Here is a 26,666-nt window from a genome sequence, read left to right as displayed (position 1 = left end):
ATAAAGGAAAAGCAATGCTGACCTATCCTTCTATTGACCCAGTGGCAATATCTGTGGGTCCATTACAAGTTCACTGGTATGGACTCATGTATCTACTCGCATTTTTATTTGCGTGGGGCTTGGCAACATTCCGTGCTAAGCAACGAGGATGGACACCAGACATGGTCTCTGATCTCATCTTTTACGGTGCATTAGGTGTCGTGATTGGTGGTCGAGTAGGCTATGTGTTCTTTTATGGTTTTGATCAATTCCTTGCAAATCCGATATGGTTATTCCAAGTTTGGACAGGTGGCATGAGCTTCCATGGCGGCTTCTTAGGTGTCATGTTTGCCATGTTATTGTGGTGTAAAAAATACAAAATGACTTGGTTCCAAACACTGGATTTTATTGCCCCATGTGTTCCAACAGGTCTGATGTTTGGTCGTATTGGCAACTTTATTGGCGGCGAACTTTATGGCCGACAAGTCACAGATCCAAATTTCGCATTGGGTATGGTTTTCCCTACAGATCCTTTACAACTCGTACGACATCCATCCCAACTTTACCAAGCACTCTGTGAGGGTTTGATTCTTTTTATTGTTCTGTGGTGGTTTAGTTCTAAACCTCGTCCACGCATGGCTGTTTCTGCTCTATTCTTAATTGGATATGGTATCGCTCGCTTCACAGTTGAATTCTTCCGTGAGCCAGATAATGGTCAATTATTTATCGGATGGATGAGCAAAGGACAATTCCTTACAGTTCCAATGATTCTCATCGGCCTATGGATGCTTTGGTATGCCTACCAAAAGAAAGTATATGACTGGGGTCCTTTACAAAATAATGGCAAATAAGTAAATCATGCCCTCAAAGGTGAACATCTTGTTCACCTTTTTTTGTGCTAGAGTTTTGACTTATTTACTTTGATTCAGATTACTATGCTCGAGTTTTGGTTTGATCCTAAAGTTTCAATACAACACAAAGCTTTATTTTTTATTTTGATTGCGAGTGCTACCGCTACGTTATATTGGATGCAACCGCTTAACTTCGATGCCATCTTAATGTTTGTGGGCACAGGTATCGTTTTTCTTATTTGCCGTTACTGTAAAATTCATTTCGCTTCACACCATCCAACAGGGTTGATCTACCGATTATTTACTTGGATTCCTATCGCTCTGCTACTTGCCTTAATTTTCATGCATGCAAAGGATGGAGAAATTCTTTTACCTGGTGCTCAAGGATTAGGATTTATGGCTTTATCTATTTGCTTATTTTCTCCACTGTCTCTACTTCATCAACATCAGCATTAAGACGTCATTATGTTAAATTTCTGGTATTCGGAACGATGCACACGCACGCTTAAATTGATCATTTGTATATCAACGTGTGTAATGATTCTGTTGACAGCTGAAATTAAAAAACTTGATTTTCTATCGACACTCATGAGCTTATGTTTAGGCTTAAGCGTACACATTATTCATCATGTTTTGATCCAATCTAAGCGTCTAAAGCATCAGCTGAAAGCATATTATGCTTTTAGTCCTTTCGTCTCGATTGTATTTTTTATCGTCATGCTTTCAGCGCTGAACTTTCAAAATAGCAGAGAGTTTTTTGCACTTTTTGTACAACTCATAGGTTATAGCGCAGTGGGATTGTTCGTAGTGAGTTTATATGCATCTCGTACACCCCGCTGAATTTCAAAACAACTAAGCAAATGAAAATAAATATAAAATTAATCACACTCACTTAACGCTTTGCTACAGAACAGTATTATTTCTACTCCAAAACTGTGCCTATACTCAAAGAACGTATCTAATTTAGATTAAATGGAGTACATCATAATGAGTCAAAATTTAACGACCGTATCTAACTTCCAACTTGAACGCTATTTAGGTACTTGGTATGAGATTGCACGCTTACCAATGAAGCATCAACCTGAAGACAGTACGGATATTTCAGCAGTCTATACCTTAAACAGCGATGGAACCGTACGTGTTCAAAATCGTTGTCTTGATGGCAACAAAGAACTGGATGAGTCTATTGGCGAAGCCACAGTTGCAGATGCTGAACATGGCAAATTAGAAGTCAGCTTTTTGCCTGAAGGATTTCGTTGGATTCCATTCACTAAGGGTGACTATTGGGTACTTAAGATCGATGAAAATTATCAAACTGCTTTAGTCGGTGAACCTAATCAAGAATATCTTTGGATTCTGCACCGTGAACCTGTGTTCAATGAATCTATCAAACAAGCGTATCTTGCATATGCTCAATCCATTGGTTATGACCTAAGCGATCTAATTCATACTGTACATACAGGACACAAAACTGCTTAAGCCCTAAAATTTTGTGTTAAATGAGAGCACCCTAAAGGGTGCTTTCTTATTTCTTTAATTACTCGCTTTCAAAGAGTCTATTCCGTAAGGAAGATATTAAAATGCATGCTGCTTTAGTATAAACTGATGCCAATGAAATTTTTGGCATTGGTTTATTCTTCAAATGCCACATTCAAATCGATCAGGACATTTATGAAAGCGTATTTAGACCTACTACAACATATCCTCGACAATGGCGGTGATAAAGGTGACCGTACTGGTACAGGTACTCGTTCTGTATTTGGTCATCAAATGCGCTTTGATCTTTCTAAAGGTTTTCCTCTACTGACCACAAAGAAAGTTCACTTCCGTTCAATCGTGGTTGAATTACTTTGGTTCCTTAAAGGTGATACCAATGTTAAATATCTCCAAGATCATAAAGTTACAATTTGGGATGAATGGTCGACAGCTGAGCAGACTGCTCGTTTTGGACGTCCTGAAGGAGAGCTAGGTCCAGTATATGGACACCAATGGCGTAACTTTGGTGCAACTAAAAAAGACGATGGTTTATACGAGCAAGATGGTTTTGATCAAATCAAATGGTTAATTAATGAAATTAAAACCAATCCAAACTCCCGTCGTTTAATCGTATCAGGTTGGAACCCAAAAGAAGCTGGACAAGTGGCACTCCCTCCTTGTCACACGCTTTTCCAGTTTTTTGTTCAGGATGGAAAATTATCATGTCAGCTTTATCAACGTAGTGCTGATGTTTTTCTTGGCGTTCCATTTAATATTGCAAGTTATGCACTTCTCACCCATATGATTGCGCAAGTCTGTGATCTAGAAGTCGGTGATTTTGTGTGGACAGGTGGTGATACTCATCTTTACGCCAATCATTTCGAGCAAGCACAACTTCAATTAACACGTGAACCACTTCCATTGTGCCAACTCAAACTGAATCCTGAAATTAAAGATATTTTTAATTTCAAATTTGAAGATATTGAAATCGTAAATTACGAATCGCATCCCGCAATTAAAGCACCTGTTGCAGTTTGATTTTAACTAAGGTCTTTTGGGATCACCGTTGGTACCAATCGTGATCCAACTTTACATTTCCCTCTTTAACTCATATTCGCTGGAAGAATAATCATGGCATTTCAAGGTTTAGAAGTCGTACACGTCGTTGCAATGGATCAACAACGTTGTATTGGCAAAGGAAATGATTTGCCATGGCATATTTCAGCTGATCTCAAACATTTTAAAGAAATTACTCAAGGTGGTGTTGTGGTCATGGGACGTAAAACACTTGAGTCTATGGGTAGAACACTTCCTAAACGTGTAAATTGGGTCATTACACGAGATACGTCATGGCAGTTTGAAGGAACAAAAATCGCGCATACAATCGAGAGTGCACTTGAGCAGGCAGTCCATGATGTAAAAGCTTCTGAAAAGCCTGGATCTATTTTTATCATAGGTGGTGGAGAAATTTTTAGCCAAACGATCTCTATTGCGGATCGCTTAGAACTCACGCATGTTGAATTAGACGTTCAAGGTGATGCTCATTATCCCGAGATTCCACCTGAATTTAAAAAAGTGGCATCAGAGCAACACATTGATGACAAAACAAATATTGCATTTGAGTTCGCAACCTACCAAAAATAAAGCTTTCTTACATATAGCCAATAACAATGCATAACATCGGTAAAAGAGAGTTTATTCTTGCACTTGCAAAGGGAGCTTTTCACTCCCTATTTAGTTTATTTGTCATCTTCTCTTCGATTTGGTTATGTATGGCCTTATGGGTTCAAGAGCCATTTGGCTGGTTAGTCAGTCGTATTATCATTGGCTTTTGGGTCGCTTTTGCCTTAAGTGTTTTAGGCATATATGCAACACAACATTTTTTTAGCCGTAGTAAAGATGTTGTCTTATACATTATCTTTTTTGCGTTCAGTTTAGTTTGGTATTTTAGCATCCCTGCCAAACAAGACCGTGAGTGGAATCCTGAAGTCGCAAGAATTCTCAATTATGAACGTCAAGGTGATTGGGTCACTTTACACAATGTGCGTAATTTTGCATGGAATGAAGACGGAACCTATCAAGAACGCTGGGATACACGTCAGATTGATTTGAATCAAATCAGTGGCATTAACATCATTACTTCATATTGGATGGGACCACAAATCGCCCACACTTTAGTCAGCTTTGATTTCAAAAACTCTAAACCACTGACCTTTTCGATTGAAATTCGCAAAGAAAAAGATGAAGAGTTTTCTGCTATTGGTGGTTTTTTTAGAAAGTACGAAGTCAGTTTAGTTGCTGCTGACGAGAAAGACATTATTTATACACGTAGCAATGTACGTAATGAACAGGTTTATTTTTTCCCAATCAACATGAAAGCTGCTGAAATGAAAGCTTTATTTGAGGAATATTTAGAGCAAGCAGATCAACTTAATCAAGAACCAAAATGGTATAACACCTTGACCAGTAACTGCACCACTTTGGTTTTTGATATGGTTCAAGCGATTTCCAAACATGAACTGCCAGTGGACTACCGATTATTAGCCTCAGGTTATTTACCTAATTATCTGTATGACTTGGGGGCATTACAACATCATTGGGATATCAAAACATGGTACAACAAGGCACATGTCAACCCAAGAACAGACCAATTTAATCAATTTAAATATCAAAGTAGTGAAAATTATTCAAAAATGATTCGTCTGGGTCTCCCTCAGAGTCAGCCAGAGCTTGCACCTTAGCGTATCAGTTGATATACATAAAATTGACTTGAATTTAATTTACATTAGAAAGAAATAACACAGGGGCATTTCATATGTTAAAACAACTTTTAGCCGTATCCGTTATAGGTTCAGCATTACTTTTTACAGCATGTACCACAACACCATCTGCTGAAAAGCAGCAACAAGCACTTAATCAATTGCAAAATAAAACTTGGATTTTGACACATATCGGCGCAACAGAATTTAAAACCGACCCTACTGCACACAATGTTCCAAGTATTCAATTTGATGCAGCATCTAGTCGTTTGAGTGGTGCAGATGGTTGTAACCGTTTTATGGGTGCATATAGCATTAAAGCTGACAAAATTAGCTTGAGTGAAGTTGCGACTACACAAATGATGTGTGTGAATACTCAAGAACTTGCAAATCGCTATAATGCTGCCTTGGCAAAAGTCGCGGCATTCCAAGTCTACGACAAAACGCTTCGCCTACTCGATGAGAATGGTAATCCAGTATTGCAATATGAGTCTGCAATTCAACCGCGTTAACAGTTAAGCAACCATTCCATTGGTTGCTTTTTTTGTTCTACACCCCATTATTTCAGTCATTGCAACTCAATAAGGTGAATCTCATGCAACAAGCTTTGCTCGGTGGCGGATGCTTTTGGTGTGTTGAAGCAGTTTTCCTTCAACTCAAAGGTATCACTAAAGTCGTGAGTGGTTATGCGGGTGGGTATACGGTCAATCCAAGCTATGAAGATATTTGCAAAGGAGATACCCATCATGCTGAAGTGGTTTTAGTGGATTTTGATGAAAGTCAAATTAGCTTTGCTCAATTGCTTGATGTATTTTTTGCAACACATGATCCAACCACACTCAATCGCCAAGGTAATGATATAGGCACTCAATATCGCTCTGTCATTTATTATTTTGATGAAGAACAGCGCCAGATTGCAGAGAAAGCGATTCAACAGTTAAAAGCAGAAGGTTTAGATATTGTTACAGAACTAAGCTCAGTACCGACCTTCTACCCTGCTGAAGAATATCATCAAAATTTCTTTGCTCGTAACCCGACTCAGGGTTATTGCAATTTTAGTATCCCACCAAAACTTTTAAAGCTTCGCTCTAAATTTGAAGGTTTACTCAAAGACTAATACAGGTATAAAAAAAGCGACCTTATGGTCGCTTTTCTCATGTTAATCAGTTAATTATCTGTGGCAAAGGCAATGTCAGCAAGCCCGGCTTCGCTTGCACGTGACATCACTTGAGCAACAGTATCATAACGTGATTCTTTATCTGCTTTAAGAATAATCGTCGGTTGTTGTGCTGAACCACCGGCATCGTTAAATCTTTTTTGCAATTCATCTAAGCTGATAATTTCTGAATCCCATGCAATCTCACCCTGTGAGTTAATGCTTACTTGAATCGATTCAGGTGGTGGATCAATGATATCCGCTGTCGTTTTTGGTAAAGTTAATGGAATTGATGGGTTAGCAACGGTCGCTGTCACCAAGAAGATGATCATCAAAACCAACATAATGTCAATTAACGGGATGAGGTTCATCTCCGTCATGCCTGTATCGTTGTCTTCACCCAATTGAAAAGCCATTAAGCTTGACCTCCAACGTAACTTTCTTGAGTCGCTTTCACTTCAACTTTCTGCGCAGAAGAATCTTGTTGCAACATCGTGTCGATTAACAGACTGTGAGCATGATCTTGTAGTTCATTACTTAATGTACGATTAAAGCGAATACAAATGTTGTATGCGATCACTGCTGGAATAGCAACTGCTAGACCAATACCAGTCATAATCAGGGCTTCACCCACAGGGGTTGCAACTTGTGCAAGTCCTGCTTGACCGCTTTTACCTACTGCAACCAATGCATGGAAGATTCCCCATACTGTACCAAATAGCCCTACAAATGGTGCAAGTGAGGCAATTGTTCCGAGTACAGCAACACCTTTTTCAGCAGATGCTTTTTCCAAAGCAATCTGACGCAATAAAGCTTGCTCAGCCACAGCTTTACGTTGTTCAAATCCCAAAGGAGCGAGTTTCGCTTTTAATCCTGCTAATGCTTTAGAGAGTTGAGCATAAGCAACTTCTTTCAGTTGACGTGTTCCCATCACACGTAAAACGACAATTGTCCATGTCGCAATAGACATTGCGAGTAAAACGAAATAAAGCGTCTTACTGACTGCATCAGCATGTTGCCAATAAACTGAAAAGTTCATACTCGAACTCCTAATAAAAGTTAGCCGTTAGAATTCAACTTAAGTTCAAATGGTTGTTCCGCTCTAAACGGATAAGCCACGCCATTTTCCTTATAAGGTCTGAATTTTGCATTACGCACTGAGCGTAAAATCTTTTGATCAAGCGAATCAATTCCACTTGATTTTGTGATTCTGGCATTCACTACATTACCGTTAGTGTCCGCTTCAATCGATACTACAACAGTACGATCAGAACCTTGTAAATCTCGGTTGGTATATGATGGCTTCGGTGTACGAGACCATGATATTTGCCCAATACTTAAATTCTTTGGTGTATTACGTGCTTGCTGCTCACGACGTTCTTGTTCGCGTCTTTCATTTTCCAAGCGCTCACGTTCTTGTTGCTCACGTAGCTGTTGGTCACGCAATGCTTGCTCACGTCGCTGCTGTTCAAGCAACTCACGATTTTTACGTTCTTGCTCTAAACGCTGTTGTTCCTGCTTTTGCTTTTCTAATTTATCTTCTTGAACAATTGCTTTTTGTTCGACAGGTTTAGGCTTTTCAGCAATGACTTTGGGTTTAACCACAGGAGGTGGTTCAACGACTTTAGGTTCTGGTTTTGGTTGAACTTGAGGTTTCACAGGTTCAACAGGAGGTGGCGGCGGTGGCGCATCCTCTTTAATCTGAACAAAACGAACCTTAATTGGATCTTTATCAATAGGTTTTAATTCAGGTGTTTTCATCTGACTCACGGCAAATAAAACACCAATATGCCCGATCACCACTGCAATGAGCGAAGTAAGCACTTTCTTTTTCATTGAGATTGGATTTTGCATCATAGGAATGGAAGATGGGCTCATTAAAATTTATGACCTGATATACATTGACGCTGTCTTCAGAAGGAAGATTTCAATCAAACTTATCGGTTAGTACAATTAAAGTACGCCAATAATAAATGAGAAGTGTTTTCATTTGCAACTATTAATTCTGCAGTTTTGATGAGTTTTTTTGATCATCAATAAAAAAGGCATGCTCACGCATGCCTTAATAAATCAGTGATATTTAATTAAAAATCACTGGAATACCACAGTTTTATTACCATCAACAATGATACGGTCTTCTAAATGCCACTTAACAGCACGCGCCAAGACATTACGCTCAACGTCTTGACCTAATTCACGTAATTGATCAACTGTAAAATCATGGCTGACACGCTCGACATCTTGTTCAATAATCGGACCTTGATCCAAATCAGCTGTCACATAATGCGCTGTTGCACCAATCAGTTTTACGCCTTTTTCATACGCTTGCTTATAAGGGTTAGCACCCACAAAAGCTGGAAGGAAAGAATGATGAATGTTGATCACTTTCATTTCCCACTTAGAGACGAACTCTTCATCAAGAATCTGCATATAACGTGCGAGTACAAGTAAATCATTACCTTGCATTAACTCATCAATTTTTGCATATGCTTCGCGCTTGTTCTCTTTATTGACAGGCACAACTTCAAAAGGAATACCGAAGTTTTCCACAGACTCACGTAGATCTTCATGATTCGATACAACCTTAGTGATTTCACAAGGTAATCCACCACGTGCATGACGCCACAAAAGCTCAAGCAAGGCATGGTCGACTTTCGATACCAAAATACCGACTTTCTTTACATCTGACACTAAAGCTAAACGCCAATGCATGTTGTAACGTTCAGCTACGTTTGTGGCGAAAGTTTGTAGAATATTTTCCTTACGGCTTTGCAAATTGTCGAGTTCAAACTCAACACGCATGAAATAACGCCCGCCCTGAGCTTCTGTTGCATATTGATCAAGCGCAGTGATGTTTGCCCCTTGATGATACAAAAAGCTCGATACAGCCTGCACGATTCCTGGTTTATCTTCGCAAGTAATCAGTAAACGTGCTGTGTTAGCAGTTGTCATATTCATGATGATTTATATCACTTAACAGTTAAATTGAAAAACAGCCGCGTATTCTAACTCTTTTTTTAATGCTTTCAAATTATCTTTGCTGAAATCAATCTTCTCGATCAGCAGAAAGACTGGCAAATAATTCAGATGTTCCCAGCGTTTCAAGCAAGCGCTCATAAGTCTGACGACTTTCACCACGTAAATAAGGACCTTCAAGAAACACCATTTGACGCAGTGCCTGCCAAACCCACTTTTCATCTAAATGGTTGGAATCTTTTAAATGACCAGACATATAGAGAAAATTCGTCCAGTTCGTTAGGACGATCCATAGGTTGATGATCAACGCTTCAATTTCAGACTCTGTCATTTGCATGAGACCTGCATTGACGAAGGCTCTGTAAATCTTTTGACCTTGTTGCATCACTTTACCTGCGAAACGCGGGTAAATTTTTCTAAAGTCATCATTATTTTCTGTTAAATGATATACATCACGATGCAGAAAACGATAGGCCCATAACTGACTACTGAGTACTTGAAAGTATCGGATTTTATCATTGGCATTTACATCACGGTCTTCTGGCAATGCTAGCAGCTCTAAAGTTGCATGCTGATATTGCTCCATCAGCTCTTTAATGATCTCTTGCTTGTTACGAAAGTGATAATAGAGATTACCAGGACTAATACCTAACTCTGCTGCGATATGGTTAGTTGTGACAGATCGCTCTCCACGTTCGTTAAAGAGTTGCAAACTAATTTGCAAGATTCGGTCTTTGGTTTTTAACGTTTTGGAATGCGACATCCTAATACCATCTATAACAAGAATAATGACGTTTAGCCCAAGCTAACATAAAAGTGACTTGACTTTTAGAGTATTTACTCTAAAAATAAAAATCACATCAACCCTTACATTAGTGGTACTGGTCATGAACAGTCAAACAAAAACAAATTTAATGACGACTGAAGCATCGGAAGTTCAGCATTTACATGATCTTCTAGCGCTTCAGAAAGCAGCCTATCGACGTTATCCGAACCCGACAGCAAAACAGCGTATTGAACGTTTGGCTCGTCTTAAAGCAGTTTTGATTAAATATCAGGACCAAATTGCAGAAGCAATTAGCCAAGATTATGGTAATCGTTCGGTTTCTGAAACTAAAATTGGTGAACTGCTCACTTCACTCGAGCAAATCAAATATTACAGCAAACATTTAACAGAGTGGATGAAGCCTTCTAAACGCCATATCGGTATTTTACATCAACCTGCAAAAGGTTGGGTTCAGTATCAACCTTTGGGTGTTGTCGGTATCATTTCCCCTTGGAACTACCCTTTATTATTGGCGATTAGCCCATTAGTATGTGCCTTGGCAGCGGGCAACCACGCCATGATTAAAGTTTCAAGCACCTCACGTAATTTTGGTTATGTATTACAAAATGCTCTATCTGAAGCATTCCCACAAGAGTTAGTTGCCGTTGTTACAGGTGGTGGCGTAATCTCTGACACATTCAGTCATCTTGCATTTGATAAATTAGTCTTCACAGGCTCTACCAATGTTGGTAAGACTGTGATGAAAGCAGCATCTGAAAACTTAGTTCCAGTTATTCTAGAACTTGGTGGTAAATCACCAGTTATCGTGCACCCTTCAATTGACTTAAAGGATGTCGCGGAGCGTGTTGCATTCGGTAAATTATGGAATGCGGGTCAAACTTGTGTCGCACCAGATTATATTTTCTTACCACGCGGCAAAACTTCGGAGTTTATTCACCAGTTTGAATCTGTTGCGAAAACGATGTATCCAACATTACGTGACAACCAAGATTACACCTCTATAGTGAGCGATAAGCAAAATAAACGCTTACAAGGTTACTTAGAAGATGCGATTCAAAATGGTGCTCAAGTCACTGAAATTAACCCATTAAAAGAAGAGCTTGCTTCTGTACGTAAAATTGCGCCAACCCTTCTGACCAATATCACCCCTGATATGGAAATTATGAAGAACGAAATCTTTGGTCCAATTTTACCAATCTTAGAATATGATCAAATAGACGAAGTTATCGAGTTTATTAATGACCGACCACGTCCACTTGCATTATACTATTTCGACTTTAACGATGCTCGAGCAGAATACGTTTCGCAACGTACTCACTCTGGACACTTTGGTCAAAACGCTGTTGTTACTCATGTTGCACAAGATGATCTACCATTCGGTGGCGTTGGTGCATCTGGTATGGGCAGATACCATGGTCCCGAAGGCTTCTTCAGTTTATCAAATGAACGCTCAGTTATGTCTATTCCAAAGCTATTCAGCTTGAAATACGTACTGCCTCCGTTTAATAGACCGATCCCTAGTCTTATCCGTAAAGCCTTTCTTCGTTAAATGATCAAGGCATGATCTATCAAAACAGGTCATGCCCTGTTTTTATCAATTTCGCTTGTCTTTTAAGCGTATTTTTGATATAAAACGCCCCTTGAATGAATTCAATCCGTTTTATTTTGACTGGCCATACAGATTTGCTGTTGGCTAAATCAATGGAGTTACACCATGTCTAAGGTTTGCCAAGTTACCGGCAAGCGTCCAGTCGTTGGTAACAACGTCTCACACGCCAACAACAAAACTAAGCGCCGGTTCGAGCCGAACCTGCACCACCACCGTTTTTGGTTAGAAAGCGAAAAACGTTTCGTACGTCTTCGTCTAACTACTAAAGGTATGCGTATTATCGACAAATTGGGCATCGAAAAGGTTGTTGCTGACCTACGTGCTCAAGGTCAAAAGATCTAAGGAGCAACGAAAATGCGTGATAAGATTCGCCTAGTTTCTTCTGCTGGTACAGGTTATTTCTATACCACTACTAAGAACAAACGTACTATGCCGGAAAAAATGGAAATCAAAAAATTTGATCCAAAAATCCGTCAACACGTAATCTTCAAAGAAGCTAAAATCAAATAATTTTAGTTCTTTAAAAAAATACGACCCATTGGGTCGTTTTTTTTGCCTTTTTTTTCTTCAGGTTGTTAAAATTTAATCTCAGTTTGGCATTTTTTATGCTTATACAGCTCAAAAGCCAATTCATAATTTATAAATATTTAAGGGGTGATTAGTGCCACATGATGTAGATTTAATTATATTGCTTGCGGTTGGTTTTGGCTTAGCCCTTATTTTTGGCTTTATCGCCGCACGTTTACGTCTACCCCCTCTTGTTGGCTATCTCATTGCCGGCATTATTATTAGCCCCAAAACCCCCGGTATCGTCGCCGATATCACACTAGCCAATCAACTCGCAGAACTGGGTGTCATGTTTTTGATGTTCGGTGTCGGGATGCACTTTTCACTGAAAGATTTAATGCAAGTTCGGCGTATTGCTGTCCCTGGTGCAATTTTACAAATCACAGTGGCTACCATCCTCGGGATTGGCGTCTCCATGCTATGGGGATGGAGTTTTGGGTCAGCATTGGTGTTTGGCTTAAGCTTATCTTGTGCGAGTACTGTGGTACTCCTGAAAGCTTTGGGTGACCGAGGCTTACTGGATTCAGTCAATGGAAAAATTGCTGTGGGATGGCTACTCGTCGAAGACCTAGTCATGGTGCTCGCTTTAGTTTTATTACCCGCTACAGCTGTACTCCTTGGCGGAACAGCACTGGAAGGCGCTGATCCAGATCAAAATGTCTTTGTGACTTTAGGAATAACCTTACTTAAAGTTGCGGGCTTTATTGCCTTTATGCTGATTATTGGTAAGCGCCTCATCCCTAAAATTATTCAGTTTGTCGTACGCTTAGGTTCTCGCGAGCTATTTACATTGACTGTGGTTGCAGCAGCCGTATCCATTGCCTATGGTTCGTATGCAGTTTTTGGCGTTTCAATGGCATTAGGTGCATTCTTTGCTGGGATGGTGGTTAAAGAGTCTGACTTCAGTCATCGTGCTGAAGAAGAAACGTTACCACTGCGTGAGATATTCTCCATCCTATTCTTCGTCTCTGTCGGAATGTTGTTTGACCCAACAATTATCGTTGAAGAACCACTTCATATTCTGGCTGTGATTGGCATTATTATGATCGGAAAAACATTGGCAGCAATGGCGCTGGTTTTATTCTTCCGCTATCCATTAAATACCGCACTTACAGTAGGTGCCTCACTCGCTCAAATCGGTGAGTTCTCCTTTATCTTGGCAACACTCGGTCTATCTATAGGATTATTAACCCCTGAAGCTCAAAACTTGATTTTAGCCGGGGCATTATTTTCTATTTCGCTCAATTCTGTTTTATTTTCAGCCATTGAACCCGTACAGAAATGGATTCGTGAGCGCTCGCATTTGGCTCGTTTGCTTGAGCGTAGTGGTGATCCATTGGCGATGTTACCTGACGAGGTCTCACAGGACTACCTGCGCGATCAAGTGGTCATGGTCGGTCATGGAGAAGTTGGACGTCGCTTAACAAAAACACTGATGGAAAATAACATCAAAGTGGTGATTGCTGAAGAAAATCGAGAAATTGTTGAAAAACTACGTGCAAAAGATATTGCTGCAGTATCAGGTTCAGCAACAGAACCGGGCGTATTAATTCAAGCGCATATACAACATGCGAGGCTTTTAATTATCTCGCCGATGGATATTTTAGATATTCATAAGATTGTAGATACTGCCAAACTTCTGAATCCACAGATTCAAGTTTTGATCTGTGCGGAAAGTAAAGAAGAAGCTGAAGCAATACGTGCAGATGAAATTGGTGAAGTGTATTACGCGAAGGAAGAAATGGCGAAGAACATGAGTAATCATATTCTAAATCAAATTGAAATCGCACATCATCATGCACCATCTCACTAAGTAAAATAAAAACCGCGCTATTTGCGCGGTTTTTTCTTAGCTATAAAACTGTGGTTTTTCATCTACGACTTCCGCATGCCATTCATTCGATTGTTTTTCGAGAAGTGCAAATAACGCAGCCTGAATCATGTGTTGGGCAATCAAAGGCATATGATCACCTAATAAAGCTTTCACTTCATCATTAAATTGAATTTTCACAAGTGGCTCATCTTCAGATGCAGATGCAGCGTGACGAAGCGCTAACTCGCCATTCTCAAGTTGCACCAATTCTAAAATTGCTTCTTGTGTTCCGAATAATTCTTTCAATTGCTCTATAGACATATACCCTCCATGATTCACATGGTGGCAAAATGCTGAATGCACTTTGCATTGCTTAGACTATTTTATATAAGTTCTAAAATTTATATTTCAAGTCTAATCGTTTAAAACTGTCATGATTACAATTAAAACTCAACCATTTCGTTACGAAAACCGTCAATAAGATGGGTTAAGTCACGATGCCACTCTCGAAGAATTTGAATGTCTGGCAACCACGCTTGAGGTGTCTGCGTGACTTTAATAATAAGATTTGAAGAAGTCTCATCCTCAGGTTCTGGTGCACTTGGTTCAGGTGCATACTGGCACATACGATAAGCGCGCTTTAGTTCTGCAATAAAACCATCCTTTGCAAGATGCTGTAACACGGTGATTTCTGGAGAAATTTGCCCTTTAGCGGCCATATGCTCTTCAATAGATTTTAATGTCGGTGAAAAATCATTTAAACGGTAATAACGCACCAACTCTTGCAAAAATGCCAAGACCGCTCCATGCAAATGAAAGACTGCCGCTTCACGATGGGCTTGAGCTTGTTGAATATGATCTGTCTGTTCTGCTTGCTGACATGACAGACGAGCAAAATAGAGTTTTTGATTAGTGCGATCTGCATGAAAACGAGCAACACGAGACATGAAAACTTCCTAACAACATTTATGTCATACAACTTAAATGTTGACGCCATATCACGCAATGCTTTTAAGAAAAAAATCAAGATTAATTTTAGATCAACAAGATTGATTGAAAGCCTGATTATTAATGCATACTGCTTAAATAAAAAAGCCAGCCAAATGCATGGCTGACCCTTTCGAATGAATCTAAGGTTATATTAGCGAACAATACCCTTAAAAATTCCTAATGGATTATAAGTCCCATCGCCTTTTTCATTGTCATAATGAAATTTGACCTGATCTTGATCGCCACCTAACAGTGTTCCAGCCCTGTAAAGACCTTCTGAAATCGCAAGGAAGCCAACATCAATTGCTTGATGAACTGTACCAACACCAGGAATTAGGCTCAATGGCTTCCAAATTGGAGCTTGAACATTCAATGTGCTCGAAAATAGGTTTGATGCGTTTTGAAGCGTGTCACCGATTAACGTACCTGCACCTGATACGATTTCTGTTTCTAGATGATTTAATTCTTGAATAGACATTTTTATAACCTTTTGGGGTTTTATAATGGAGCTTTTATACTACACACTTCACTCAAACTTATTCAATCTATTATTAAGATATACTTCACAATAATTTGTATATAAATGTGATTTTAAGTGTATATTTTTAATAAAAATATTAATATATAACAGAAATGCATTTCAAAAATATGTCAACTCTTCAAAGTACAAAAGTTGGTCAAAAAAGCTAAAAAAGATTCATATTTATTAGTAAAATTAAATAAAATATCAAATAAAAAGGAGCAATAACTGCTCCTACTTTATTTAGACATCAAGTTATGCTTCTGGCTTTTCGTCTGCAGCTTTTACTCGAATACCTGCACCTTTAACTTTACGGGTGTTCAGCCCCTTAATTGCTTTCACAGCTTCACGGCCATGTGGCATTTCAACAAAGGCAAATCCTTTCGATTTGCCTGTTGCAGCATCTAATACCAATGTACATGAGTCTACTGTTCCAAACTGCTGAAATAACTCCAGAATCTCAGCTTCAGTAATGCTGCGCTCTAAGTTACGAACTAAAATTTTCATGAAAAAACCTTAAGAAGATAGGCAAAAAAACCAAAAAGTACGCGCCTACTCTACTTTTTGTATGAAACAATCTAGATAGTTTAATCGAGATCAATCCCAAAATCTAAATTAATCGACTGTCGCTCAATCAAAGCACTCTTAACCGTTTGCTGTCTGGTTTTATAATGTGTTTCACTTGTACACAAATGTCTTGAAAGATCATTGAGAAAATAGCTTTCGATTTTTCGCCCCTGTTCATCGACTTGTTCCCTCGCCCACGTCACCAAATTTTGCTTGGTTAGAATCAATTCATTTTGTGCACGGGTAAGTGCTACATAAAGCACACGACGTTCTTCTTCAACTTCATCAAAATCCCCTTGAGCTCTTGCGTGTGGATACTGACCAGGTGTCACATTCGCCACGTAACAAACTTTTTGTTCAGTTCCTTTCGCAGAATGTATCGTGATCAAAGTCACAACATCAGTCTCTGATTGACGCTCGATTTCACTGATTGAAACTGGATCAAGCACGTAGGCTTCTAAAAACTCACTTAACTGAGTATGTTTTGAAGCTAACTGTTTCACCAACTCAAAGTCTCCTTGACGACGCCCCCAATCCTTTTTGTAATTTTCACTCAACTGAATTTCTATTGCCTGAATTGCCAAGCTTACGCAAGCTTTAACTTCGGTCTTTAACACATTCAACTGCTTCATAATGAGTAGAGCCTCAGCAGGAATACGTCCAAATTTTTCTAGTTTTTCCGCAATGACGTCATCTTGAGGGTCCTGTAACAACTGTTGCGCTAAACGGCTTGCGCCAACATCACCGACCCCATCCCAAAGCGTCAAAAAACGCATCCATGCAATATCGTCTGAAGGATTGGCAATGACGCGTAGTAAGCTCAGTAAATCCTTAACATGCGCAGTTTCAAGAAGTTTCATACCACCAATAAATCGATATGGAACATTGGCTGCAATGAAAGCTGCTTCAATATGACGAGCTGCAAAACTTGAACGCACCAAAACCATATGATCGCGCCATGGACTGCCTTCTAAAAAATGTCGTTCTTTAATATCTATGGCAATCCATTTAGCTTCATCAAACTCATTCGGGAAAATATGAATTTTAGGCTTTATGCCTGTACCTCGATACGCATTTAAGCGCTTGTCATATTTAATCTCACTTTGATCAAGCAACCAATTTGATAAATCTAAAATTTCTTGAGTAGATCGGTAGTTTTTTTCTAATTTAAAGATCTGTGCTGCTGGCACACGCTCTTTAAAATGATGAATGTTTTCGAAATCTGCTCCACGAAAACCATAAATCGATTGAGCATCATCCCCGACACAAAACAAACTTACTCGATCCTTTAAAGGCTCTAATAGCGCCCATTGCAATGGATTGGTGTCTTGCATTTCATCCACAAGCATATGTCTGCAAATCGAGGCCACATAATCGACTAGTCCCTCAGACTGTGCTAAAGCTGATGCCACGATCGCAAGAATATCGTCATAATCAAGAAAGCTACGTGCCTGCTTTCGAGTTTCATATTCTTTCATGATTTCTGCAATCAGGTCTTTCATTGCTAAGAATTCAGGCATTTGCTTTTCTATGACAACACTTAGCTTTTGACGCGTATTTCTAGCATATGAATACAGATCACATAATTCAGCAGGCTTCGGGAGCTGATTGGGATTCTTCTTATCATCTTTACCACGTATCAAACGAAACATCATGAGTTGATCATCACGATCAATAATTGAGAATTGCGCTAAGCCGAAAGCTTTTGGTATACGACGCAGCAAGTACATACAAAAAGTATGGAATGTTGATGCTCGTAATCCTTTTGCTTGTTCACCGAGTGCCAATTCGACACGCGCCACGATTTCACTGGCAGCACGACGCGTAAACGTCAAAATTTGAATTTGATTGGCGGGTACACCTTGATCAATGAGATAAGCAGCACGTGCCACAATCGTTTTGGTTTTACCACAGCCCGCACCCGCCAACACCAAACTATGTAAGGCTTCTGTGGTTGCAGCTTGTTTTTGTTGAGGATTTAATTCATCAATCAGGCTGTCTAAACTCATCGCTACTCATCAATTTTACAATAACAATAGTTTAACAGAGCTAGATTTAGAAAATACAAACACGCTTCAGTTTTAAACCTCAAAGCCCACTTACATAGAGAATTAGATATACTGCCTTACGATATTTTGTACCGTTAAATCTAAATTCTGAACTGCATTTTTCAAGGATTCTGACAAACTTTGATCCAGTGGATTAATACTACAAATGTGATGAAACCCTTGTTCGTACAATGGTTCTACCCCTTCACCAACTCTACCAGCGAATGCAAATACAGGCTTGTTGTGCCGATATGCAACTTGAGCAACGGCAAATGGGGTTTTACCAAATTGAGTCTGAGTATCAATTTTCCCTTCACCCGTAAATACATAATCAGCTTGCGCAATTTTTTCAGCCAATTGAGTTTCCTCAATGATTAATTCAGCACCGGATCGAATATCTGCGCCTGTAAATGCCATCAAACCAAATCCCAAACCACCTGCTGCACCAGCACCAGATCGATGACGTAAATCGACTAAAAGCTGCTGCTCTACCACCCCTGCAAAGTGTGATAAATTATGATCCAATACTTGCACCATTTCAGGTGTAGCCCCTTTTTGCGGACCAAAAATATACGATGCGCCAAGTGGACCACATAATGGATTGTTTACATCTGAAGCGATAACAATTTCTGTTTTAGTCAATCTTGGGTCGAGTTGTGACACATCAATGGAATCGATTTGGTTTAAGTTTCCACCTGTTGGCTCAAATGCTTCATGATATTGATTAATAAATTTCACGCCCAAAGCATGTGCCATACCCGCACCACCATCATTGGTCACACTCCCACCTAATCCGATGATGATCTTTTTCACACCGAATTCAAGAGCTGCGACAATCAGTTGCCCTGTCCCTACAGTATTAGTGAACAAAGGATTTCTTAAATGAGGTGGTATTAAATGAATGCCATTGGCTTTCGCCATTTCAATGACTGCTGTTTGTCCCTGATCAATTAATCCAAAATGAGTCATGACACGCTCATCAGCGAATGGGCCTTGTACTTCGCACGCGATTTTTAATCCTGATTTTGCCATGACCAATGCATCAATGGTTCCTTCACCACCATCTGCCATTGGATTCAAAATACATTGTGCATCGGGTAAGACTTTATGGATTGCATTTTTCATAATCATGCATACCTGCTCAGCAGGCATGCTTTCTTTGAAAGAGTCGGGAGCCAAAATAAAAGTTTCTATCCTTTGCTGCATACTTTATTGCTATTCTCATATTTAAATTAATTCAGATACTTATTTATTACATTGAGATTTTCAATTTTTCAAATAGAACCCTTATATATATTGTAATAAACTTACAATTCCCCAAAAAAAATAACGGTATAACAATGCAAAAATATCAAATATTTAAAAAAACTTTAGTGCTGTGTACATTCATTTTTGTATGTAATCAAGCTACCAGCTCGTCTGCAACCAATTCACACAGTAGTGAAAATATTCAATTATCAGCACTTTCAGCCAAATGGAAATGTACTGAAGAAATGGATTACATGGGTTATGCTGCGAAAAGCGAAATAGTGTCTGAGTTCAAACCAAATGGTCAATATTTTGAAAAAAATCAAATGACCTTTATTAAAGATAACGAGAAAGCAATTGCTTATACCCAATCTGAAGCTCAATGGAGTTTACAAGAACATATACTCACAATTGATCAAAATAAATTACTGAAATTTGAAATAGACAATGCTCAAGTTGAAGAGCAATTAAACCTTAAATCAGCTTTAGCTGATCCTGATGCTGTGAAATTACTAATTAAAAAACTCGATAACAAAGAAATGATTGCGAATTTCATTCTATTTGATACAGAAATAGAAAATCTCTCAAGAGTATGTGTAAGACAATAAATTTAATGTCATAAAAAAATGCTGACCTAAGTCAGCATTTTCTGTTATTTAAACGTTAAGCTTCAATCCATTTACCATCTTGGTAAATCAAAGACCATTTCGTTTGTTTACCTTCAGGCGTTTCAGAACCAATATATTGCGCTTGATTTTTACGACTAAACTTCACTAAAGTTGGGTTTCCATCAGGGTCAGTATCTGGCGCTTGCAGAATAAACTGATACTTTGGATCTAGCTGTTCAGCAACCGTACGCAATTCCGCAACCTTAGGAGCACGAGTTTCACGCACTTTAGGGAATTTACTTGCTGCTAAGAATAAGCCTGCTGCTCCATCACGTAATACGAAAAAGTCGTCATGTTTCGTTGAGCGCAAATGTTCCATTTTAATCGGGTCGACACGAGGAGGTGCTGGTTGACCATTCTTCAATACTTTACGTGTATTTTCACAGCTTGTGCAGGCAAAATAAGGACCAAAACGCCCTGTCTTTAACTGCATCTCACCATCACATTTGTCACATGGAATTGTTGGACCATCGTACCCTTTAATTTTGAACTCACCTTCTTCAAGCTCAAAACCTTCGCAGTCTGGATTGTTCCCACAAATATGAAGTTTACGACCACCATCAATAACGTAACTATCCATTGCTGTTTCGCAAATTGGGCAACGTTTTTTCGACATTAAATCTGCGGTTTCTGCAGACTCATCATCAGATAATGCGGCCAAGGACTCTACTGGCGTTAAGTTGAGTGTACCTTTACAACGTTCTTTCGGTGGTAAGTTATAGCCAGAACAACCTAAGAATACACCTGTGGTACCGGTACGAATCTGCATCGGACGATCACATTCTTTACAATGCACAGCATCAACTTCAACAGGCTGATTACGGCGCATGCCATTTTCACCCTGTGCAGTAGTCAGACGTTTCTTAAAATCACCATAGAAACTATCTAATAATTCTTTCCAATTACGCTCACCATCTGCAACTTTATCCAGTTGACCTTCTAAATCTGCAGTAAATGCATAATTCATTAAGTTGTTAAAACTTTCGTCCAAACGATCTGTTACGATTTCACCCATCTTCTCTGCATAGAGACGACGGTTATCCAATTTCACGTAACCACGATCTTGAATCGTTGAAATAATCGCTGCATAAGTCGAAGGACGACCAATACCTTTTTTCTCAAGCTCTTTCACCAAAGATGCTTCTGTAAAACGTGCAGGCGGTTTAGTGAAATGTTGCGAAGGATCTAACTTTTGAAGTTGTAGAACTTCACCCACTTTCACAGCAGGCAGTAAAACATCATCATCCGACTTGTTCTGGCCACGTACTTTCGTAAAGCCATCAAATACCAAAGTACGACCTTTAGCTTTAAGCTCTACACCGTTTGCATCGACCAAGATCGTCGAAGACAAATATTCAGCAGGTGTCATTTGACATGCAACAAACTGACGCCAAATCAGATCATATAGACGCTGAGCATCGCGATCTACGCCTGCAAGCTGATCACCCTTCAACGCAACGTTTGACGGACGAATCGCTTCATGGGCTTCTTGCGCACCTGCTTTATTTCCAAAACGGTTTGGCTTTGCAGGAAGATATTTTTCACCATACTCGGTTTCGATATGTCCACGTACCATATTGACCGCATCATCACTCAAGAATGTAGAGTCGGTACGCATATAGGTGATATAACCCGCCTCATACAAGCGCTGTGCCATCGTCATCGTTTTCTTTACAGAGAAACCAAGTCGAGTACTTGCTGCTTGTTGTAAGGTCGATGTGATATAGGGTGCGCTCGGATTAACTTTGGTCGGTTTATCTTCACGGGCAGCAACTTTAAATTCAGCTTCTTTTAAGACATCCAATAAAGCATCTGTTTGTGCTTTGTTTTGAAGTTTTAATGTCTTACCTGACTGTTTGACTGCTTCTAAACGAATATCATCTTTTTTAGATTTGGTATCTGCAAAAACTTGCCAATATTCTTCAGGAATAAAAGCACGAATTTCTCGCTCACGCTCAACCACAAGTTTCGCAGCAACTGACTGTACACGACCCGCAGATAAACCACGTGCGATCTTCTCCCACAATAGTGGTGAAATCATAAAGCCAACAATACGATCAAGGAAACGGCGTGCTTGTTGTGCATTGACTTTATCAATATCTAAACGAGCAGGCTGTTTAAATGCTTCTTGAATGGCATTTTTAGTAATTTCGTTGAAAACCACACGTCTATAACGAGAGTCATCACCACCAATAACTTCTTTTAAATGCCAAGCAATCGCTTCTCCTTCGCGGTCCAAATCGGTTGCGAGATAGACCTCGTCAACCTGCGAAGCAAGCTTTTTCAGTTCTGAAACAACATTTTCTTTACCAGGAAGCACTTCATAGTGTGCTTTCCAACCGTGCTCAGGGTCTACCCCCATACGATTGATCAGTGCCTGTTGAGCTTTTTCAGCTTTCTCTTCAGCAGTCTGTTTGGTACGTGTTACTGGTTTCTTTTCCGTACTTTTTGAAGCACCTGTTGGTAAGTCACGGACATGACCCACAGATGATTTCACAATGTAGTTTGAACCTAAGTATTTATTAATGGTCTTCGCTTTAGCAGGCGACTCGACGATCACTAAAGCACGTTTTTTTCCAGCTTCTGACGATTGAGCTGTAGCGCTTTTGGATGTGGACTTAGGAGCATTCGCCATAGTGAACCGTTATTCCTATAAGATTAAAAAATTAAATTTCAGCCAATTTGTGTAAAAGTGCTTTCATTTCATCAAGTTGTGTAGCATGAAGATCTTCTTCTTCCTTCCAGTACAAACCGACGCAATTAGACTGCATATCAATAGCATAAATCCCTTTTAATGCAATGGGGAAATCATTAAATTTCTCATTCCCGTGAACAACCTTAAGTTTTTCATTTTCAACCAATGCGCGCATTAAAGGTAGGCGACCATCAGGAATGATAACGCTGTAATACGCTACCATACTGGCACGATTTTCTGATGCCATTGGAATATTGGTCCATGAAGGTGCAGCAATCAAACGCGGGTGTAATCCCATTTTTCGCGCTTTCTCACGCATGATCCCCAAAGCTTTTTCTCTTGGATTTACACGTAATCCGAAGATCGAGCCCAGCACAAAAACAACGATAAGAATCGTTATCCAAAGTCCAGCATTTTCCATAGTTCACCTTTTGCTTCTTATATTAGAGTTGCATAAGCCGAATATAAAAGGCAAGTTGAAAATTAAAAATACGATTTATAGCGGCATGAAACCAGTATTGAGACCTGAACCAAATAAGGCATGATGTGGTATAACTCACCTAAGCACAGTGCAACTGAAATAAAAAAAAGCGATAAAATCATCGCTTTTTTCCTAGGCATTTTTAGTTCAAAAACATCTCATGGCTATAAAGTACTTCATGACCATTCCAATAAATATATCCTTTATCAATCATTTCCTTAAGCAATAACCGCACATCTGATTTTGGAAATAGCTGTTCTAATAAATCACGGAGTTCATAAATATCTTTAGGCTTTCCGGATTTTAAAGCATTCAATTTTTGGATGACTTCCAGCTGGACAGGATCTATTTTTTCAAAATTTTTAAACAAATCACTCTGAATATGTTGAATGTCTTGTGACTCTTCAATTTCAGCTAAAATGTCTTTTGCTTCGATATGTAGCTTCGCCAATAACGCATCTACCTGACCAAGCTTGTGGTCTGCTACTACATCTTCATCAACATTCATATCCAATTGAGCCCACTGCTTTAATACCTTTTTACGAAAGGAAATTTGCTCACCTTCTTTTTTAACTACCTTTAAATTAATCAGCATGCCAATCAATTTAGCGCTGTGCTCGTCATTTATTCTCAACGTATTCTCGATCGAGTTTTTAAGCTTAGCTAAGGTGTTGGGCTTCCCTTCCATACGAACCACAACATCACAATACTGCTTTACTTTAAATAAATCATGATTTTGACGAATAGTTTCAACTGAAGGCACGTTGTATTTGAGTTTTGACACAGGTTGCTCTGGTTGTACCTGTATCAAATTACATTGAATGCCAGAAGCTCGCATCATGTCAGCCAACATGGTGCTACAGTCTCGTGCAGAAATCACATCAATCTCTGCGCCATGCTCAACCAATGCCAAGATTTGCCCCACAATCACAGCGTACTCAAATTCTTTTTCTTTTGCCTCAAGCATTTCTAAAATGACAATTTGACCACTACTAATCCAACTCGCAAATTCAGTCAAATCAGTGAGACTGTAATGAAAACTCCCTTTCGAATGAAATAGATAGGTCGTGGTGTAATGTTGCACAATCTCCCGAAATAACGTCGAAGTCGGCATGTTATTTTCAAGATCTATTAGGACAACTTTAGCGCTCATAGGATAAGATTCAGAATTCGGCAAGTGAAAAGACTATTACAACGACCTTCATATCAAAGGTCAAACTATTTACGCATACTTCTTAATAAATAATCAGTATTTATGTCACGTCTTAATAATGTGGCGGTTTATCCAAAATTGGATCAAATGGAGCAACACCATCGTCAGCATGAGTAGCTTCAACACGTTGATACAAAATTTGCATTTGTTTCTTTAAATCGCTGATTTCACGGCTTTGTAATGCAATTTGAATATTTAACTGATCAACTAATTCATCTAAAAATGCAATTCGGACTTGCAAATCTTCTATGGGTGCGGAAAATGACGCCTGCTCATTTAGATTTTTTTGATTCGACATTATAAGTCCTCATCAGGGGATTTCAGGAAACATTATGGCCTATATTACCTTAAGGGACGTCCAACTCGCATTTGGTGGACCGTACTTACTCGACGGCGCGAATTTTAGTTTAGAGCGCGGCGAACGAGTGTGTTTGATTGGCCGTAATGGTGAGGGTAAGTCTACTTTACTTAAACTCATTGATGGAAGTTTATTGCCTGATGCTGGTGAAGTTTCCCTGCAAAATGGCATCACCATTTCTATGCTGGCTCAAGACGTGCCAATGGACTCGGGACGTGTTGCAGATATTGTGGCAGATGGCGCAGGTGAAGCAGCTTCTGTTCTTAGAGCTTATCACGAAGCAAGCGAAGCTTGCGTACTCGGCGATATGGAAGCTTGCGATCGCATGGGTAACTTGCAACATAAAATGGATCAATTAGATGGTTGGGCACTTGAAACTAAAGTGAATTCAATCCTGAGTAAAATGGGGCTTGATCCTGATGCTGATTTAGCTGATCTTTCAGGTGGTCGTAAACGTCGTGTGCTTCTTGCACGCGCACTACTCACCCAACCTGATGTTTTGTTACTCGACGAACCAACGAACCATTTAGATGTTGAAAGTATCGAGTGGTTAGAAAAATTCTTACTCGATCAAAATAATCTAACATTACTCTTCATTTCGCATGACCGTTCATTTGTAGACAGTATTGCTACACGTATTGTGGAACTGGATCGTGGCATCTTACGCAGTTATGAGGGGAACTATTCACGTTACCTCGAACTCAAAGCTGCGCAAATGGAAGCTGAAGAAAAGCAAAATGCGCTGTTCGATAAAAAACTCGCAGAAGAAGAAGTTTGGATTCGTCAAGGCATTAAAGCACGTCGTACCCGTAACGAAGGTCGTGTTCGTGCCCTAAAAGCATTACGTGAAGAATCTAAAGCCCGCCGTTCACAGCAAGGCAAAGTGAGCATGGCCACCCAAGATGCTCAACGTTCAGGCAAAGTGGTCTTCGAGATTGAAAATCTCAGTGTGCAATTTGGCGACAATGCACCGATTATCAAAGATTTCAATGCACTGGTGCTCCGTGGAGATCGTATTGGTCTCGTGGGCGATAACGGTGTCGGTAAAACCACGCTAATCAAAGCAATTTTGGGTCAACAAGAACACTCAGGTACGGTCAAAACAGGGACACAACTCGAAGTGGCTTATTTTGACCAACTTCGTAATGTACTCGATCTTGAAAAATCGGTAAAAGATAATGTGGCTGAAGGGTCAGACTTTGTCGATATCAATGGCGGGCGTCGACATATCTATAGCTATTTACAAGATTTCTTGTTCTCACCTGAGCGTTCTCGTACGCCTGTAAAAGCCCTTTCTGGTGGTGAACGTAACCGTATCTTATTGGCGAAATTACTGCTTAAACCATCGAACCTCATCGTGATGGATGAGCCAACCAATGACTTGGATATGGTCACGCTTGAACTACTTGAGGAGATGCTCAGCGACTACAAAGGAACATTACTTCTTATTTCACATGACCGTGCCTTCATGGACAATGTTGTGACTTCAACTTGGGTATTTGATGGCAAAGGCAATATCGATGAATATGTGGGTGGTTATCAAGACTACCTCATGCAACGTCCTGATCAAACTGTTGTCGATCAGAAATCTGCGGTGAAGAAAGCGGCTGCAAAAGCTGAAGCGGCAGCAACCCCTGCACCAGCGGTGAAAAAAGTAAAACTAAGCTATAAAGATCAACGTGCTTTAGAACAACTTCCTGCTGAAATGGAAGCTTTGGAAAAGGAACAAGCTGAAATTAATGCGCTTTTAGCAGATGGATCTTTATTTGTGACAGATAGTGATAAAGCAACTCAACTTTCAATTCGCCTTACTGAAATTGATGAATTACTTTTAGAGAAATTAGAGCGCTGGGAAGCGCTTGAAAGTCTTGCGAATGGTAGCTGATTACCCTAGTAAATAAAAAA

30 protein-coding genes are annotated in these 26,666 nt (G+C 39.6%); 15 read left to right on the top strand and 15 right to left on the bottom strand.

The window, feature by feature from the left end; all coding sequences use genetic code 11:
* The first annotated feature begins 14 nt into the window (after positions 1–14).
* From lgt to msrA, 9 genes are all read left to right on the top strand, one after another.
* Positions 15–830 (top strand): prolipoprotein diacylglyceryl transferase, encoded by an 816-nt coding sequence (gene lgt, locus AC1M84_RS10310; RefSeq protein WP_481593299.1) that lies wholly within the window; start codon positions 15–17, stop codon positions 828–830.
* A gap of 84 nt (positions 831–914) precedes the next feature.
* Positions 915–1,286 (top strand): hypothetical protein, encoded by a 372-nt coding sequence (locus tag AC1M84_RS10305; RefSeq protein WP_481594965.1) that lies wholly within the window; start codon positions 915–917, stop codon positions 1,284–1,286.
* An 81-nt stretch (positions 1,287–1,367) separates the two neighbouring features.
* On the top strand, positions 1,368–1,670 hold the full coding sequence (locus AC1M84_RS10300; RefSeq protein WP_481594945.1) for a hypothetical protein: 303 nt from the start codon (positions 1,368–1,370) through the stop codon (positions 1,668–1,670).
* A gap of 147 nt (positions 1,671–1,817) precedes the next feature.
* Complete coding sequence (locus AC1M84_RS10295) at positions 1,818–2,309, top strand: lipocalin family protein (RefSeq protein ID WP_481594944.1); 492 nt, start codon at positions 1,818–1,820, stop codon at positions 2,307–2,309.
* Between the two features lie 192 nt (positions 2,310–2,501).
* The gene (thyA, locus tag AC1M84_RS10290) at positions 2,502–3,344 is read left to right on the top strand and encodes a thymidylate synthase (RefSeq protein WP_481594943.1); all 843 of its coding nucleotides are present in this window, start codon (positions 2,502–2,504) and stop codon (positions 3,342–3,344) included.
* Positions 3,345–3,437: 93 nt separating this feature from the next.
* Positions 3,438–3,950: a dihydrofolate reductase gene (locus tag AC1M84_RS10285; protein ID WP_035266739.1), complete on the top strand. Its 513-nt coding sequence runs from the start codon at positions 3,438–3,440 to the stop codon at positions 3,948–3,950.
* A gap of 26 nt (positions 3,951–3,976) precedes the next feature.
* Positions 3,977–5,047: an Lnb N-terminal periplasmic domain-containing protein gene (locus tag AC1M84_RS10280; protein ID WP_481594942.1), complete on the top strand. Its 1,071-nt coding sequence runs from the start codon at positions 3,977–3,979 to the stop codon at positions 5,045–5,047.
* A 74-nt stretch (positions 5,048–5,121) separates the two neighbouring features.
* Positions 5,122–5,577, top strand: coding sequence for an META domain-containing protein (locus tag AC1M84_RS10275; RefSeq protein WP_035266743.1), 456 nt, complete (start codon positions 5,122–5,124; stop codon positions 5,575–5,577).
* An 83-nt stretch (positions 5,578–5,660) separates the two neighbouring features.
* A complete protein-coding gene (msrA, locus tag AC1M84_RS10270) occupies positions 5,661–6,182 on the top strand; it encodes a peptide-methionine (S)-S-oxide reductase MsrA (protein WP_481594941.1) in 522 nt (173 codons plus the stop codon).
* A gap of 50 nt (positions 6,183–6,232) precedes the next feature.
* Here the strand turns inward: msrA and AC1M84_RS10265 are convergent, their stop codons facing one another.
* From AC1M84_RS10265 to AC1M84_RS10245, 5 genes are all read right to left on the bottom strand, one after another.
* Positions 6,233–6,637: an ExbD/TolR family protein gene (locus AC1M84_RS10265; protein ID WP_035266746.1), complete on the bottom strand. Its 405-nt coding sequence runs from the start codon at positions 6,635–6,637 to the stop codon at positions 6,233–6,235.
* Positions 6,637–7,260, bottom strand: coding sequence for a MotA/TolQ/ExbB proton channel family protein (locus AC1M84_RS10260; protein ID WP_180028347.1), 624 nt, complete (start codon positions 7,258–7,260; stop codon positions 6,637–6,639). Before AC1M84_RS10260 ends, AC1M84_RS10265 begins: the two co-directional genes overlap by 1 nt.
* A 20-nt stretch (positions 7,261–7,280) precedes the next feature.
* A complete protein-coding gene (locus AC1M84_RS10255; protein WP_035266750.1) occupies positions 7,281–8,099 on the bottom strand; it encodes an energy transducer TonB in 819 nt (272 codons plus the stop codon).
* A 213-nt stretch (positions 8,100–8,312) separates the two neighbouring features.
* Complete coding sequence (gene purU / locus AC1M84_RS10250) at positions 8,313–9,179, bottom strand: formyltetrahydrofolate deformylase (protein WP_092766746.1); 867 nt, start codon at positions 9,177–9,179, stop codon at positions 8,313–8,315.
* 88 nt (positions 9,180–9,267) lie between these two features.
* Entirely contained in the window at positions 9,268–9,960 is a 693-nt protein-coding gene (locus AC1M84_RS10245; protein WP_035266753.1) for a TetR/AcrR family transcriptional regulator, read from the bottom strand.
* A 124-nt stretch (positions 9,961–10,084) separates the two neighbouring features.
* On the opposite strand from AC1M84_RS10245, the gene AC1M84_RS10240 reads away from it, so the two are divergent.
* From AC1M84_RS10240 to AC1M84_RS10225, 4 genes are all read left to right on the top strand, one after another.
* Positions 10,085–11,533 carry a coniferyl aldehyde dehydrogenase gene (locus tag AC1M84_RS10240; RefSeq protein WP_481593296.1) on the top strand — a complete coding sequence of 483 codons (1,449 nt, stop codon included), beginning with the start codon at positions 10,085–10,087 and terminating at the stop codon, positions 11,531–11,533.
* A 165-nt stretch (positions 11,534–11,698) separates the two neighbouring features.
* Positions 11,699–11,935 (top strand): 50S ribosomal protein L28, encoded by a 237-nt coding sequence (gene rpmB, locus AC1M84_RS10235; RefSeq protein WP_000048256.1) that lies wholly within the window; start codon positions 11,699–11,701, stop codon positions 11,933–11,935.
* Positions 11,936–11,947: 12 nt separating this feature from the next.
* Positions 11,948–12,103, top strand: a complete 156-nt coding sequence (rpmG, locus tag AC1M84_RS10230) for a 50S ribosomal protein L33 (protein WP_001205031.1) — start codon at positions 11,948–11,950, stop codon at positions 12,101–12,103.
* A gap of 151 nt (positions 12,104–12,254) precedes the next feature.
* Entirely contained in the window at positions 12,255–13,973 is a 1,719-nt protein-coding gene (locus AC1M84_RS10225) for a cation:proton antiporter (protein ID WP_481594940.1), read from the top strand.
* 36 nt (positions 13,974–14,009) lie between these two features.
* Here the strand turns inward: AC1M84_RS10225 and AC1M84_RS10220 are convergent, their stop codons facing one another.
* The 6 genes from AC1M84_RS10220 to AC1M84_RS10195 all read right to left on the bottom strand — a co-directional run bounded on the left by AC1M84_RS10220 (position 14,010) and on the right by AC1M84_RS10195 (position 19,304).
* Positions 14,010–14,294 carry a hypothetical protein gene (locus AC1M84_RS10220; RefSeq protein WP_481594939.1) on the bottom strand — a complete coding sequence of 95 codons (285 nt, stop codon included), beginning with the start codon at positions 14,292–14,294 and terminating at the stop codon, positions 14,010–14,012.
* A gap of 122 nt (positions 14,295–14,416) precedes the next feature.
* Entirely contained in the window at positions 14,417–14,920 is a 504-nt protein-coding gene (locus AC1M84_RS10215) for a DUF6586 family protein (protein ID WP_481594938.1), read from the bottom strand.
* A 194-nt stretch (positions 14,921–15,114) separates the two neighbouring features.
* A complete protein-coding gene (locus AC1M84_RS10210; protein ID WP_481591569.1) occupies positions 15,115–15,441 on the bottom strand; it encodes a hypothetical protein in 327 nt (108 codons plus the stop codon).
* 297 nt (positions 15,442–15,738) lie between these two features.
* Positions 15,739–15,990: an RNA recognition motif domain-containing protein gene (locus AC1M84_RS10205; protein WP_035266766.1), complete on the bottom strand. Its 252-nt coding sequence runs from the start codon at positions 15,988–15,990 to the stop codon at positions 15,739–15,741.
* Positions 15,991–16,070: 80 nt separating this feature from the next.
* Complete coding sequence (locus AC1M84_RS10200; protein WP_481594937.1) at positions 16,071–18,059, bottom strand: ATP-dependent helicase; 1,989 nt, start codon at positions 18,057–18,059, stop codon at positions 16,071–16,073.
* 102 nt (positions 18,060–18,161) lie between these two features.
* A complete protein-coding gene (locus AC1M84_RS10195) occupies positions 18,162–19,304 on the bottom strand; it encodes a glycerate kinase family protein (RefSeq protein WP_481594936.1) in 1,143 nt (380 codons plus the stop codon).
* A gap of 134 nt (positions 19,305–19,438) precedes the next feature.
* Here AC1M84_RS10195 and AC1M84_RS10190 point away from each other — a divergent pair, with 134 nt between their 5' ends.
* The gene (locus tag AC1M84_RS10190) at positions 19,439–19,954 is read left to right on the top strand and encodes a hypothetical protein (protein ID WP_481588666.1); all 516 of its coding nucleotides are present in this window, start codon (positions 19,439–19,441) and stop codon (positions 19,952–19,954) included.
* A gap of 55 nt (positions 19,955–20,009) precedes the next feature.
* On the opposite strand, the gene topA is transcribed toward AC1M84_RS10190, so the two are convergent.
* The 4 genes from topA to AC1M84_RS10170 form a co-directional block, all read right to left on the bottom strand.
* Positions 20,010–22,649, bottom strand: coding sequence for a type I DNA topoisomerase (gene topA, locus AC1M84_RS10185; RefSeq protein WP_481591572.1), 2,640 nt, complete (start codon positions 22,647–22,649; stop codon positions 20,010–20,012).
* Positions 22,650–22,680: 31 nt separating this feature from the next.
* Positions 22,681–23,130: a hypothetical protein gene (locus AC1M84_RS10180; protein WP_035266779.1), complete on the bottom strand. Its 450-nt coding sequence runs from the start codon at positions 23,128–23,130 to the stop codon at positions 22,681–22,683.
* Between the two features lie 202 nt (positions 23,131–23,332).
* Entirely contained in the window at positions 23,333–24,343 is a 1,011-nt protein-coding gene (locus AC1M84_RS10175; RefSeq protein WP_035266782.1) for a hypothetical protein, read from the bottom strand.
* A gap of 112 nt (positions 24,344–24,455) precedes the next feature.
* Positions 24,456–24,701, bottom strand: coding sequence for a SlyX family protein (locus AC1M84_RS10170; protein ID WP_035266784.1), 246 nt, complete (start codon positions 24,699–24,701; stop codon positions 24,456–24,458).
* A 34-nt stretch (positions 24,702–24,735) separates the two neighbouring features.
* Here AC1M84_RS10170 and AC1M84_RS10165 point away from each other — a divergent pair, with 34 nt between their 5' ends.
* The gene (locus tag AC1M84_RS10165) at positions 24,736–26,646 is read left to right on the top strand and encodes an ATP-binding cassette domain-containing protein (protein WP_481594935.1); all 1,911 of its coding nucleotides are present in this window, start codon (positions 24,736–24,738) and stop codon (positions 26,644–26,646) included.
* Positions 26,647–26,666: the final 20 nt, after the last annotated feature.

The sequence above is a fragment of the Acinetobacter sp. 24-47-66 genome (assembly GCF_056779755.1).
Note: the sequence above shows the minus strand (reverse complement) of the source record. Positions and strands in the feature narration are given on the sequence as shown.

Bases quoted from the DNA above. Each gene is read 5' to 3' on its own strand.
- AC1M84_RS10295 (WP_481594944.1), top strand. From the start codon at position 1,818: ATGAGTCAAAATTTAACGACCGTATCTAACTTCCAACTTGAACGCTAT.
- AC1M84_RS10210 (WP_481591569.1), bottom strand. From the start codon at position 15,441: ATGTCTATTCAAGAATTAAATCATCTAGAAACAGAAATCGTATCAGGT.
- AC1M84_RS10165 (WP_481594935.1), top strand. From the start codon at position 24,736: ATGGCCTATATTACCTTAAGGGACGTCCAACTCGCATTTGGTGGACCG.
- AC1M84_RS10190 (WP_481588666.1), top strand. From the start codon at position 19,439: ATGCAAAAATATCAAATATTTAAAAAAACTTTAGTGCTGTGTACATTC.
- rpmG (WP_001205031.1), top strand. From the start codon at position 11,948: ATGCGTGATAAGATTCGCCTAGTTTCTTCTGCTGGTACAGGTTATTTC.
- AC1M84_RS10245 (WP_035266753.1), bottom strand. From the start codon at position 9,960: ATGTCGCATTCCAAAACGTTAAAAACCAAAGACCGAATCTTGCAAATT.
- AC1M84_RS10175 (WP_035266782.1), bottom strand. From the start codon at position 24,343: ATGAGCGCTAAAGTTGTCCTAATAGATCTTGAAAATAACATGCCGACT.
- AC1M84_RS10220 (WP_481594939.1), bottom strand. From the start codon at position 14,294: ATGTCTATAGAGCAATTGAAAGAATTATTCGGAACACAAGAAGCAATT.
- topA (WP_481591572.1), bottom strand. From the start codon at position 22,649: ATGGCGAATGCTCCTAAGTCCACATCCAAAAGCGCTACAGCTCAATCG.
- AC1M84_RS10305 (WP_481594965.1), top strand. From the start codon at position 915: ATGCTCGAGTTTTGGTTTGATCCTAAAGTTTCAATACAACACAAAGCT.
- AC1M84_RS10275 (WP_035266743.1), top strand. From the start codon at position 5,122: ATGTTAAAACAACTTTTAGCCGTATCCGTTATAGGTTCAGCATTACTT.
- AC1M84_RS10285 (WP_035266739.1), top strand. From the start codon at position 3,438: ATGGCATTTCAAGGTTTAGAAGTCGTACACGTCGTTGCAATGGATCAA.
- rpmB (WP_000048256.1), top strand. From the start codon at position 11,699: ATGTCTAAGGTTTGCCAAGTTACCGGCAAGCGTCCAGTCGTTGGTAAC.
- AC1M84_RS10255 (WP_035266750.1), bottom strand. From the start codon at position 8,099: ATGAGCCCATCTTCCATTCCTATGATGCAAAATCCAATCTCAATGAAA.
- AC1M84_RS10195 (WP_481594936.1), bottom strand. From the start codon at position 19,304: ATGCAGCAAAGGATAGAAACTTTTATTTTGGCTCCCGACTCTTTCAAA.
- AC1M84_RS10240 (WP_481593296.1), top strand. From the start codon at position 10,085: ATGAACAGTCAAACAAAAACAAATTTAATGACGACTGAAGCATCGGAA.
- AC1M84_RS10265 (WP_035266746.1), bottom strand. From the start codon at position 6,637: ATGGCTTTTCAATTGGGTGAAGACAACGATACAGGCATGACGGAGATG.
- purU (WP_092766746.1), bottom strand. From the start codon at position 9,179: ATGAATATGACAACTGCTAACACAGCACGTTTACTGATTACTTGCGAA.
- AC1M84_RS10180 (WP_035266779.1), bottom strand. From the start codon at position 23,130: ATGGAAAATGCTGGACTTTGGATAACGATTCTTATCGTTGTTTTTGTG.
- AC1M84_RS10300 (WP_481594945.1), top strand. From the start codon at position 1,368: ATGATTCTGTTGACAGCTGAAATTAAAAAACTTGATTTTCTATCGACA.
- lgt (WP_481593299.1), top strand. From the start codon at position 15: ATGCTGACCTATCCTTCTATTGACCCAGTGGCAATATCTGTGGGTCCA.
- msrA (WP_481594941.1), top strand. From the start codon at position 5,661: ATGCAACAAGCTTTGCTCGGTGGCGGATGCTTTTGGTGTGTTGAAGCA.
- AC1M84_RS10170 (WP_035266784.1), bottom strand. From the start codon at position 24,701: ATGTCGAATCAAAAAAATCTAAATGAGCAGGCGTCATTTTCCGCACCC.
- AC1M84_RS10215 (WP_481594938.1), bottom strand. From the start codon at position 14,920: ATGTCTCGTGTTGCTCGTTTTCATGCAGATCGCACTAATCAAAAACTC.
- AC1M84_RS10200 (WP_481594937.1), bottom strand. From the start codon at position 18,059: ATGAGTTTAGACAGCCTGATTGATGAATTAAATCCTCAACAAAAACAA.
- AC1M84_RS10280 (WP_481594942.1), top strand. From the start codon at position 3,977: ATGCATAACATCGGTAAAAGAGAGTTTATTCTTGCACTTGCAAAGGGA.
- AC1M84_RS10205 (WP_035266766.1), bottom strand. From the start codon at position 15,990: ATGAAAATTTTAGTTCGTAACTTAGAGCGCAGCATTACTGAAGCTGAG.
- thyA (WP_481594943.1), top strand. From the start codon at position 2,502: ATGAAAGCGTATTTAGACCTACTACAACATATCCTCGACAATGGCGGT.
- AC1M84_RS10260 (WP_180028347.1), bottom strand. From the start codon at position 7,260: ATGAACTTTTCAGTTTATTGGCAACATGCTGATGCAGTCAGTAAGACG.